We start from the raw sequence: 12,568 nt of genomic DNA, 5'->3' as shown, positions 1-12,568 counted from the left end.
GCCCTGGGTTACAGAGGTGATCGTCACGGTTGAACCGGCCAACTTACCAGCACAACCCACCGGCCCAATCATCGCCGAAACCATATAGGTCAAGGCTTTGAGGAAAATTTGAAAATTTTTCATCCAAATTGAAACCTCATTCGTATTGATAGTCAGATAGACCAATGCTGATTGATCCGAGGAGGTTTACGTGATTTCTGGAAAACAAAGTACCCAGGTAGTCTGGGCAAAGCTTGTGTACCCATCACAGCATTTTCCTGGTGATGGGCACGGGCAAAGCCCTTTGCCCATCACTACGCCCAGGGGAAGTTCTTTCTAAGAAATCTCCTTACGTTAGATGTTGTCAAGGTTGAGGCTAGAGATGCTGGCTCTGTGCCAGCCACAGAGATGGACTGTCTAATCATTGCAACAGGCCATCCGACAAGCTCTTAAAAAAAACTCATCCGATCTTGAACATTATTCGTATCTATCATGGGCCATTAACGACGTTCTTAATAAGCTTGCTTCATACAGCTCTGTGTCATTGATGCACTTACAGCAGAACGTCAACTGTTGGTCTATTTTTGAGTCCTTGATTTCATAAAAATTGCTCGCAAAGATCATCCTGATCAAATATCAGGAACACTTGAGCGTGCCATTTTTTTGAAGATTTTTCAGTCTCCTAAAACTAAAATTAAATCCAAAAATAAATTTCCATCTATTTTCCGGAATTCCCAAACTGAAGATAGAAGTAATCCCATACATGACTCTTGAGTTGCCTGAAAACTACTGAAGAGGACACCAATTTGATTTAAATCATGTCCAATTTTTGATTTGGATTCTTTCCAAAGACTGAATTTTGACGCAGTCCAAGCTCAAACGCTAATCACTCACAATAGGAGAAAACCCATGACTGTTCAGCCTAAATATCATTGGCAGTTTAATAAAAAACAAAGCACAAGAGCAGTGGATACCGTAAGCGGTGAAGATGAAATTGGGCTGATGGCTACCAATGGTGCCGCCATTATCTCCCCACAGGATGTTAAAGAGCTATCTCGGCTCTCGAAACGTTTTCAAAAGCTACGGATCTTCGGCAATACAGGCGTTAAGCGATGTCTGAGTTATTGCTTATCGTTAGCGAGTGTATTGGCCATTTCAGCTGAAGCGATCGCGCAGCCTCTCCCTGGGGGAAGCGTCATCCCAGTTTCTGCCGATGAGATTGCTCAAACTCAGGCTGAGCCAGCCCAGACCGCTCAGGCCTCCACCCCAGAAACCATCCCAACAGAGACAGGAGCGGCTGCACTCCGTCTGCAACCCTTCTTCAATCTCAACTATAACGAAGGGGGTGGCTTTACGGGCTTTGGTAGCTTTGGTGGTTTTCTCCCTTTGTTTCAAACACCGGGGCAAAATGTCACCTTTATTGATGGCCGGGTGAGTGTAGATAACACCGGCAACTTTGGCGGGGGCTTGCAAGCTGGCTACCGAGCCCTGCTAAATGAGAGCACCATATGGGGTGCCTATGCTGGGCTAGATGCTCGCAGTACGGGCGATCGCACCTTTACCCAGGCGGGCGTTGGCACTGAGCTACTGGGAGAGAACTGGGACGTAACGCTCAATGCCAACCTTCCCTTGGGTAATGCTCGTCAGGTCGTTGCCACCGAGACCCAGGTCGTAAACCCTCAGTTTGTCGGTAATCAATTGTTGTTGGATGAGCAGCGAATTGACCAGATCCAAGCTGCCCTGACCACCGTGTCCCTCGACGGTGGCCTGGAACTGTTCGACTTTGGTGAAGGGAGCAGCTTGTGGGGGCGAGGCGGTGTGTATTATCTGGGTGGAGAAGCCTCTCAAGAGAGTTTAGGTGTTCGAGCCTCGCTGGACTATCGCGTTCAAAACAACTTGCGCTTTGGGCTAGGCATACAACATGACGGGGTGTTTGGCACGAATGCGATCTTTTCAGTGAGTGCGTTGTTAGGCGCCCCAGCACAACGTCCAGCCGATACGGAAGAGAATTCGCAAGCGCGGCTGTGGGCCAGAGCAGGAGAACCCATTGCGCGGACCAACACTGTTTTGGTCGAGGAACAAACGGATGTTTCGATCCTCCAAGCTGGCATTATTGCGATCAACCCAGATACGAACCAGGCGTTTGTCTTCCGTCATGTCGATCCTGCCGCCAACGGCGCAGTGAACGGTGCCGCTAACGATGCAGTGAATGGACTGCTAGCAGAAGAGATTAACCTGGAGGCTACCTTTGAAGATCCTGTCAATACCATTGCTGAGGCTGCCAATATTGCCACCGCCAACGCCGACAACATTATTTTTGTGCAGGCAGGTGATGCAGGTGGTGCCTTTACCCTGCCAGATGGGGTACAAGTGCGCTCAGTGGGGCCGACCCAACGGTTAAATACTCAGTTTGGGGAAGTGACATTGCCAGGCTCTGGCAGCGGCAACTTACCGACCGTCAGCGGCACTGCAACGATTGGCAACAACACATTGGTCTCGGGCTTAGCGATAAACCCGGCTGGGGCAGATGGCATTGTGGCAAATGGTGAGGGTATTGCGATTGAAGACAACACAATTACCAATGCCAATGTAGGGATTAACCTGCCCGATATTGATGGCACGGTGGCGATTGTACGCAATCAAATCTCGAATACAACTAACGATGGCATCTTCTTTGGTGACATTAACGGAACCGATAATGCCACAGTGACCGTCGCCAATAATACCTTGAACACCATTGGTGCAGATGGCATTGAATTTGACCTCATTGAGGGAGACGCGATCGCCAATATCACGGTGGCCAACAATCAAATTACCGATGCTCAATTCGACAGTATTTTCTTTGATGACATTGAGGCCAATGCAGTTGCCACGATTACGGTCTCAGACAATGTGATTGTGGCACCAAATGTGGATCCAAATGTCGCAGGGGGGGATGGTATAGAAATTGACAATATTGAAAATAATGCCAATGCCACGATTACCGTCACCAACAATCAAATTAGCAATGTCGCCTTTGAGGGGATTGAGTTTGGTGACATTGAAAATGATGCGATCGCAACGATTACCGTTGCCAACAATCAAATTATCAGTAATGAGACAGGGATTGAGTTTGACAGCATTGAAAACCGCGCTAACGCGGCCATTACTGTGACCGGCAATACGATTACGGTTGCTAATGAAGAAGGCATTCTCTTTGATGATATTGAAAACGATACCGTATCTAATATCACCATCGCGGAGAACAACATCCTTAACGCGGCAACAGAAGGCATAGAATTTGACGTTATTGAAGATAATGCCAATGCCACTATTAATATCGTCAACAATCAAATCTCAAACGTCGGGCAAGAGGGCATTTTCTTTAATGACATTCAAGAAAATGCCACGGCGGATATTACAGTGACGGGTAATACCATCACCAATGCCGGTGATGGTGGGATTGAACTCACCTTAATTGAAGACAATGCCAACGTCACTGCGACTGTGACCGACAATACGGTTGCTGATGTAGGCGCTGATGGTATTGTCATCAACATCATTGAAGACGCTGATGTCACGGCGACTGTGACCAACAATACAATCACCAATCCTGGCGGTGACGCTGTACGAATTGGCCATGCTAACTCTTTGCGGGCAGAAGAGCTTCTATCCGTCGTGGAAGGCAGTAATATCACAACGAATACAGTCGGTGACGAGATTGAAGACATTGAAGATGCTCTTGAAGTTGAAAATACTCTTGATGTCGTTGTAGACACGCCTAGTGTCATTGAAGCGGTTGCCGATGCCGATGTCACTGTAACTGTGAGCGACAATACCATTTCCAACCCTGGGAATGACGGTGTCAGCATTGGGCACACTGCTTCTAATGACCTGTGCCTAGCACTTGATAACAACAGTGTGCTCACCCCTGGTAGCGATGGCTTTGAATTCGTCAGCACTGGGGCCGGTCAGTTTCAAGTGGTTGACCAGGCCAATGTTACCGCCAGAAATTTTGGCACCTTTAACCCCGCCGATATTGCCACCAATGCGGCCTTTGTAGAGGGTACGGCGGGTGTGCCTCCTTGCCCCTAATGACGGGGGAATCCCACTTTTGCAAGTTTGCCCCCCTCATCCCCCAACCCCTTCTCCCTGTAGGAGAAGGGGAGCCAGAACTTCAAAGTCCCTCGCCCTGAGGGAGAGGGATTTAGAGTGTAGACGCGCAGCGGCTTCTCGGTGAGTGGGTTACAGATTGTAGGTTGGGTGGAACAGAGTGAAACCCAACAGGAGCAAGGGTTTTGTTGGGTTACGCTATCGCCAGCTCAACCTACACATGCTAGAAAAATTAGATTTGAACGTGACTGAAGTTCAACCATTAGCCCTATTGTCAACTATTCATAACAGGAGAAATTCCATGACTATTCAGCCTACCTATCACTGGCAATTCAGCGAAAGAAAGGGGACTGCCGCCCGAGATGCGATCGGCGGAGTCGAAGCTCGATTTCACCGTAGTATCTCATGGGACGGACATGGTCGAATTAGCAATGCGGTTAGATTTCCTTCCAGGGAGTCTCGGATTGTTTTTGGCCCTGAGGTGGGTCAGTTTGGCACCAGCGATTTCACTGTGGCATTTGGCATCAAGATTGTGGGCACTGATGGCCAGGACGATCTGGACATCATCGGCAACCGCTCGGTGAAAGGGCATGGTAACTGGTTCTCATTACGACTTCTGGACAAAGGAAGGGTATTAAACTTTGCCGTTGATGAAAACAGCAAAGGCGAGAACCACGCCGTAGCCACAACGCCGCGATTGTCGAACTTATTCGATAAAAAATGGCATCACATCGCCATTGTCAGAGAAGGACGGACGGTAAAGATATACTTCGACGGAACACTGGCAGCGGAAGGTGCATCCAAAACCGGTGTGGCTAACCTTAAAAGCAGCGTTGATGTGAAGTTAGGCCATTACACCAGACATACACCGACCGGCCATTTCGAAGACCTACGGATCTATCACACCGCTCTCAATGCCGCACAGATTCAAGATTTGGTACCGTCTGACAATCGACGGTTGAGTGCGGGTGAAATTGAGTTGGTCGCAATTGATAACGCGGCTGTGCTCCTCAAGCAAGATGTTGCCGATCTCTCGCAGTTTTCGCAACAGTTTCAAAAGCTACGGCTCGGGCCAGACACCGGCGCTACGCTGTATAAAGGAATCAATTATGGGGGCGTGGCGCAAAAGCTTTACGCCGATATTCCAGAAATTCGGTTCACAAAGCTCGGCGACTTTCCCCGCTCTGTGCATATCTGGTCCACAGTCGGAGAGCCCTTTACCGGCAAATGGATTATCAAAGCACCTAATGGTCAGTACCTGAGCAGGCGCGGTGCATCGCTGGTGACCGCACCGCATCGCTTGTTAGACGAACTTTTCACCTTCCATTACAATCCCAATCACGATCGCCCTCAGCTACTTCCGGCTACCGATCAGGAAGGGCTACTGCTGAAGGTTGAAAATGAAGCCGCCGTACTTTTGGTGGACGATTCAGAAAGTCACAAAGAGGCGTTCTCTATCGTCGGCACATCCCTTGACCAATGGCTTCAACTTAGCGAAAACGGCCAGTTTAGCTGGATATCGACCCACGAAGACCGCTCCATTTTCTTCCGCGCGGCCAAACTGGCTGACAACGAGGGACAGGTCGGTGAGCTAGTTCAGGGAGAAGTTGCCCTGTACGAGCATCGAGCCTATCACGGCAGAACCTGGATTCTGTCTGACAGTGAAAACGATGTTGCAGGCAACTACACCAGCTTGAAGAGTTTTCATGGTTTGGATGACCAGGTTTCATCCATTCGAGTCGGGCCAAAAACAGGCGTGACCTTGTTTAGAAATGAAAACAACCAGGTTGCCGATACGAATCGAGAAGAAGGCATTGAGGATATTGTCGAAAATGTTCCCGACTTGAAAGAAAGCCAGGTCGGCGATGAGGCAATTTCCTCAATCCAAGTCTTTACAACAATTGCCCCTGAAGATGTCTTCGCCTCTTACACCACCAAACTGAGTCAGGACTATCGCCTGGTGGGCGATACTCTCGAAGAGTTTTCGGCCTATCGCACCACCCTGCGGTTTGAACCGGGCAGCGTCAGCGAGGTCGAGGTTTCGGCCACCGACCTGACCCAGATTGAAGTCGATGGCACCACTTATGAAATTGATGAGGTGCGATCGGTGACGCTCAAGCCCAATGAACTCAATTTCATCATGATTACCTCTGAGGCCGATGGCCTCAATACGCCGGGTCTCAAGATTCGCACCAGCGAAATGGCGGAAAACGAACAGGTGGTGATTTTTCCTAACCAGGAAGCCCACCAGCAAATTGCTGAGCTGGAGGACGATGCCCTGTGGAATGCCAAGGACGCTCAGGGTAACTTGATTGTCGATCGCAAGGCACACAGCCAGGCGGAAGTTGCCAGTGTCCAAAACACCATCCAGCGGGTGATGGCGACGGTGACCTCTCCCGCCGATGCTCCTGGTCGTAAAGGTGGGAACCAAGGTCAGTCATCAAACCGAGTCGTCTCAGGTGCCGCGATCGACAAGCCCTGGGAACTGAAGCTAACGCCGACTCCTGAAGAGAGCAATGGTCAGCAACTCTCAGCCCAAACCGCTATCCTGAAAAGCCGTGGGCTGGTCTCCGCCTCAGTAGTCGCTAATGGCCCTGGGAATGGCGGCATCCAGGAAGAGTCAGTCAGCCAGGATGACTTTACGCGGCTGCTCAACCAGGCCACCAGCAGTGAAGGGGATCCTATTGCTGAATCCCCTGGCAAAGACACTCAACTGCCGGGTGTGATCGGCTTTGGCGGCACTCAACGGGCATTTGCAGTCAAACGGCTCAGAATCGGTAGACGTCTCAAAAATGCGCTTAAGAAAGCCACGTCGGTGGTGATCGGAGCGGTTAAAGGGGTCGTCCATTTCATTGTCAAAACCGCTGAAGAGGTCATTGACTTTGTGGTTGATACGGTCGAAAAGGTCGGTGAGTTTATTGAAGCGGTAGTCGAAAAAGTGGTGAACGGCATCAAAAAGTTCATCGAGTTTCTCCAGTTTTTGTTCAACTGGGACGACATTTTAGATACTCAGCGGTATCTGATCCGCACTATCAACGCCGGACTGGATTCGGCCACGCAGCTAGCAGAATCCGCCAAAAAGCCGGTATCGGACTTTGTTGACAACCTGCAAGATACCGTCGAAGACGGCATGAACAACCTGGTGAAATTATTGGGCGGCAACCCTTCCGAAGCCAAAACCTTTGAATTCAAACTGCCGGAAGCAGCTGAATGGTTTCTTTCCAAACTCTTTGGGGGAGTGCAACAAGGAGGTGCCAACCCCATCCCGAATCTGGCGACGAATCAAAGCAGCGACGATTCCGCGATCGCTATCTTCATGTCAACTCTTTTAGAAGCGGGTGAAGACGTGATTGGCATGGCACTGCGAGCCTTTGAAGGGCTGACTGATGCGATCGCCGCACTCGTGACAAATCCACTCAAACCGCAGCTCGCACTGATCGCCATTATCGAAGCTTTGCGGGATGTCGTCATTCAGTTTTTGGACCTGATCGAAACCTTTGTGAACGGTTTCTTAGACATTGTGGGAGCAGCCATTCAACAGCTGAAGGATCTGATTAATGCGCCGATTAATATTCCCTTTATCAGCGCTTTGTTCAAGCTGATTGGTGGGGGTGATCTCACAATCCTCAACGTGACGACCCTGCTACTCGCCATTCCCATCACGGTCATCTCGAAGCTGGCTTTCGGCAAAAAGCCCTTTCAAGGGACGGCAACGCCTGATTTTGTGGCGCTGTCGCAACCGGGGCCAGCCGCGCTCTCGACGCGATCGCTGAGCGTATCCCAAACCCAAAATGAGGATTCTGAAAACCCTGAAGCTGCTGAGGATGCTGAGGAGACGTCTGGGCCTAATCTGCAATCCATCAAAGATGACGTTCGGAGCTTTGGCATCGCTCAACTCGCCCTAGACACGGTTAGTGGAATTCTCACCGCCATATTGGATGCAACTGCCGTTACTGGTAAGAAGGGTGGGTCAGATCGAGATAGTGGGTCGAGCCAGGGGAGTTCGTCGAGCTTCGGCAGCAAGATTATTTCTTTCTTTGAGATGGTGAGCGTTTTGGTTGATGGTTTGAGCTGGCAGTGCTCCTTTGTCACGTTCACGCTCCTAGCCGACACAGACGACAATAGCGCCGCCGCCAAGAAGAAAGAGCGCCGGGAACGAGCGGTGCATATCTATAGGCTGATCGTTTTGCTTCTAGATTCCGTGGTGACCTTGGGGCCATCACCAGATGACAGCAAACGGCGAATGAAGCGCCACGAAAAGCAAGTCACCATGTTTTTTACGTTGCTCGCATTCGTTGATCTCATCATCACTTCGGTTTACTTAGCGGCGATTCCTAAAGAAGATGGTCGCGGCCTTGAGGTTGCCAATGAAGTCGTGGCGCTGCTACCTGACCTTTTGTCTCCCTTGAGGCTATCTGGGCCTAAAGGCACTGCTGTCCTCGTTGGGGTCGATGTCGTCGCCACTGCTGTCACCATGGGCATCGGTAGCAAATTGTTAGCTGACGATGTGGCCGAGTTGCAGGAAGCGATTCAAGCAGCCTAAGAGTGTTCCAACTAAATATCTATCCGGTGTCTCTCTGCGACCGGCCCAATGGGCTGAGTTCGCGTTCCTGATCGGGATGTTCTTTTAGGTGGAATACTCTAAGACCCTAGACGAGAGCTCAGAAATCGGGTCTGCGCCATTTGGGTTAAGCCACTGAGCCTGATGCCATCTGATTGCGAATATCCCAATGGCGGCGCCGCCAGGTTCTAACCGACCTGGCGGCTTTCTCTTATAGCGTTGTGCAAGTGAAACAAGTACAGCCTGTTCCCTGTCACCTACTCCCTGTTTCCTTTGGACTGTACTTAAGCAACATAAATAAGGCTGTAGATAGTCGCCCGTGGCACTGCGGGTCGAAACACTGGAGCAAGACTGAACCAGAAAACTCCAAACCAGCAGGGGCAGATCCTGCTGGCCGACAGACCTAGGGATTGCAGTAGGGGCAATAGCTGGGGTCTGCCGCCGAAAACCCGTGGTCGCCGGGAAGGCGTTGCTCAAACTGGCACCGCTGGCATCGATAGAGCCGCGCCAGCGTCAGTAAGGTCGGGGTACCGCAGAGGCTACAGGGTAGCCCTGGAAACTGTTTGACCAAGCTAAAGCCAGGGCAGTTGCAACTCGGGCAAGACAGCGCGATCGCCCTCACCAAATCCTCGGTCGCCTGGGTAATTATGGCCATGCGGGTGGGGTTATAGAGGGCTCGCATGTCGGTCTCAATGTGAACGTTAGGCTGGGGCGATTGGTCAAGCGCCTGTTCCACTAGAGCCAGCAGCTTGTCTACCTCGGTAATGCCCTTCCCTAAGATGCGATTGGCCTCACCGCCCTTGATCACCAGCCCATGCTGGGGAAACCCCACCGACTCTGCAAACGCCAGGGCCTCTGCTGGGCTATGGATGACCTGGCTGCGGTAGTTGGTCTCAGTGGAGACGTATTCGCCGACGATTTCGAGCTGATGCTGGCGATCGCACAGCAGCACCAGTTCGCGATCGCAGGCCACAAAGGGAATCTGCGGATGGGGGCCAAAGCTCCCTTCGCTGGCAATGGCGAGGGTCTCGCCCGTGTGGCGCAGGGCGGCTTCGGCCTTGAGCCGGGCAGTGGTAAGCTGGTCGGCGGGACGTTTAATGTCGTTGGTAAACGTACCAAAGGCGTCGGTATTGAAGCCCGAGGGTACCGTCACGTTGACCCCCAGGTGGATTTCGAGCACGGGTGCGATCGCCTGCTCTTTGCGATGCATCGTAGCCAGCACCGCTGCTCGTCCGGCAAAGAAATTGAGGTAATCAGCCACTTAGATACTATCTGCCCCTGCCAGCTAATTATACAGAGAGAGGCTTCTAAATCGGTTCATCCCTGGAAGGTTCATCCCTAACCTGAGCTGGTCGGCGGCCCCGGCAAACGAAGTCTGAGCTTTGCCGCCGTGAGTGCCCACGGTTGAAATGCTTCTACTTAGGCATTAAGCCAAGCTGTTTCATCACTTCTAGCAAATTACACTCGTACCACCACTCTATGATCTTGTTGTTGGCAATCCGAAGCTGTGTGAAGTCGTTGATCTTAACTGATCCTCCTGTAGGAGGGATGCCGAGAAATTCTCCTGTGTGAGTCCCTTTCAATGTGGTGCGGTAAACCACGTTTTGATCTTCAGAGATCACATCTTCTATCGTGTGCTTAATATCAGTAAATCCCCTAAACAGACTTGCGTTAAACGCTTTGTTGGCCTCCAACCCTACAATTGGCTCTGCTTCGCTGTTGAAGTGATAAACTACGTCGGGAGTCATTAACTCATCCCAGATTTGCTCCCAGCCTAGCTTTGTTCCCCACCCGTCCTGGGCAAAGCGGATGGCGATAGCTCGATTGTGGTCAGTAGACATCTTTACTGTCCTCAACTTGGGTAATATGTCGCACTGTGTGCAGTATCGAAAATAAAGCCGATAGCTGTATTCTAAGTTTTTGCGACTTTTTCCAAGTTCTTGCTACTGCTGCACAAATTTTTTGGGCGTCATGCCGACAAGACGCTTGAAATGATAGTTGAGATGTCCCTGGTTGGCGAACCCAACCGCGTAGGCTACTTCAGCAATGCTCAAATCTTGCGTCAATAGGAGCTGCTTGGCTCGATCAATGCGACATCGGATATGGTACTGATGGGGAGCGATGCCTGTAGATCGCTTGAACAATCGAGCAAAATGGTAAGGACTGAGCTGAACCAAACTGGCCAAGTCAGACAAGCTTAAATCTTGTTCTAGATTTTCATTGATGCAGGCAGTTACTTGCTTTAGCTTTTGCTCAGACAGTCCTCCCGAGATTTGGTAGATAGCTGTCTTGTGCGCTGAATATCGAGTGATCAGATGGGCGGCTAAAGCGTTTGCCATGGCGTCAGAGTAGAGTCTGCTTCCTGTCCCATCACTTTCTAAAGCGGTTTTAAGCGCGATCGCAATCTGGTAAATCAGTGGGTCAGAGCACGATGTCAGCTGTGGCACCAGTTCGATCGTGTCTTTCCCACCCAGGTCTACTCCTACTTGGTCGAGTAGCGTTGGTTCCAAATAGAGTTGCAAAAACTCGGCGTCTTGTTCCCAACGAAAAGTTTGCCAGAGATGGGCTGGATAAATGCCGATATCGCCGGGGATGGAATCGATTTTTTCTGAATGCCCATCTACCGTCTGCTGAAGGGTAACGGGTTTGCCAGCGTTGACACAGATGACATGATGGGGAGAACGGTGTTCGGGAATATAGTGAGGAGGCTGACGATAGAGCGCAAGCTGAACCTTATCCCATCCTGCTGCGCCACTCGACACAACAGGCAGGGAAGGGAGCGAGAGGCTGCTTGCTGGGGTGAAATCGGTGGGGAGGCTGGCGGATGTCATAGCGTCGATCGCTACCTCAGGTAGATACCTTATCTTACTGTCAGATATAGCCATCGCCAGGAAGGTTAGGACGTTGCAGGATTCCTGCGGCGATGGCTATACGCCAGTGCGCTGCCTCAATTCGCCTTCTCAATCTTGCGGGCGAGCTTTAGGTGTCGTCATGGGCGAAGCGGTTGTAGAGGAAGTCGAGGGCGTGGTTGCGCAGCTGGTAGTACTGCGGGTCTTCCATGATCTGGATGCGATCGCGGGGCCGCTCAAAGGGGATATCCATCACCTCGCCGATGGTGGCGGCGGGGCCGTTGGTCATCATCACCAGGCGATCGGCTAAAAACAGCGCTTCGTCGATGTCGTGGGTAATCATCAGCACGGTGCAGCGGTGGTCGTTCCAGATTTTTAACAGTTCTTCTTGCAGCTCCTCTTTGGTAATCGCGTCCAGGGCGCCAAAGGGCTCGTCGAGAACCAGCACTTCGGGGCGAATGGCCAGGGCGCGGGCGATGGAGACCCGCTGGCGCATGCCACCCGAGATCTGGTCGGGGCACTTATCTGCCGCTTCGCTCAGCCCCACCATGGCCAGGTGCTCGCGGACGATCGCCCGCTTTTCGGCCTCGGGCTTTTTGGGCCACACGGTTTTTACCGCCAGGTAGACGTTTTCAAACACCGTGCGCCAGGGCAGCAGAGCATAGTTTTGGAACACCACCATGCGATCGGGGCCGGGCTTGAGAATAGGCCGCCCTTTGAGGGTGACATTACCCTCGGTAGCCTGCTGAAAGCCCGACACCAAGCTGAGCAGTGTCGATTTGCCGCAGCCAGAGTGGCCGATAAAGCAGACAAATTCGCCTTCCTGAATGGTGAGGTTGACGTTTTCGAGGACTGGGTAGGGGCCTTTGGGGGTGGGGAAGCTTTTGGAGACGCGATCGAAGGTGAGGAATCCTTGGTCAGGATAGTTCAGCAGTTCAGGATGAACGGACCGCCGGGACTTGAGCTGGGTGGGTTGCATAGTGAGTACTCCTTGAGAGTGAAGGATGGGGAGAGGGGGGATGAAGTATGGCAATCCGTCCCCTCTTGGGAGGGGTGCCTGTTTGCGAAGCGTTCCGCAGGAAAGGGC

The 12,568-nt window shown here is 51.5% G+C and carries 6 protein-coding genes; 2 read left to right on the top strand and 4 right to left on the bottom strand.

Annotation, left to right across the window (positions count from 1 at the left end; all coding sequences use genetic code 11):
* Positions 1–888 precede the first annotated feature (888 nt).
* Positions 889–4,053, top strand: coding sequence for a right-handed parallel beta-helix repeat-containing protein (locus IQ254_RS25250; RefSeq protein ID WP_193968921.1), 3,165 nt, complete (start codon positions 889–891; stop codon positions 4,051–4,053).
* Between the two features lie 319 nt (positions 4,054–4,372).
* A complete protein-coding gene (locus IQ254_RS25245; protein ID WP_193968920.1) occupies positions 4,373–8,614 on the top strand; it encodes a LamG domain-containing protein in 4,242 nt (1,413 codons plus the stop codon).
* A 421-nt stretch (positions 8,615–9,035) separates the two neighbouring features.
* Here the strand turns inward: IQ254_RS25245 and IQ254_RS25240 are convergent, their stop codons facing one another.
* The 4 genes from IQ254_RS25240 to IQ254_RS25225 all read right to left on the bottom strand — a co-directional run bounded on the left by IQ254_RS25240 (position 9,036) and on the right by IQ254_RS25225 (position 12,460).
* A complete protein-coding gene (locus IQ254_RS25240) occupies positions 9,036–9,893 on the bottom strand; it encodes a DUF6671 family protein (RefSeq protein WP_313887565.1) in 858 nt (285 codons plus the stop codon).
* 154 nt (positions 9,894–10,047) lie between these two features.
* Positions 10,048–10,473, bottom strand: coding sequence for an ester cyclase (locus tag IQ254_RS25235; RefSeq protein WP_193968919.1), 426 nt, complete (start codon positions 10,471–10,473; stop codon positions 10,048–10,050).
* A gap of 102 nt (positions 10,474–10,575) precedes the next feature.
* A complete protein-coding gene (locus IQ254_RS25230) occupies positions 10,576–11,463 on the bottom strand; it encodes a helix-turn-helix domain-containing protein (RefSeq protein WP_193968918.1) in 888 nt (295 codons plus the stop codon).
* Between the two features lie 148 nt (positions 11,464–11,611).
* Positions 11,612–12,460 (bottom strand): nitrate ABC transporter ATP-binding protein, encoded by an 849-nt coding sequence (locus tag IQ254_RS25225; RefSeq protein WP_193968917.1) that lies wholly within the window; start codon positions 12,458–12,460, stop codon positions 11,612–11,614.
* Positions 12,461–12,568 lie beyond the last annotated feature (108 nt).

It is taken from the genome of Nodosilinea sp. LEGE 07088, assembly GCF_015207395.1.
Taxonomy (GTDB): Bacteria; Cyanobacteriota; Cyanobacteriia; order Phormidesmidales; family Phormidesmidaceae; genus Nodosilinea.
This window is presented reverse-complemented; position numbering and strand designations above follow the sequence as displayed.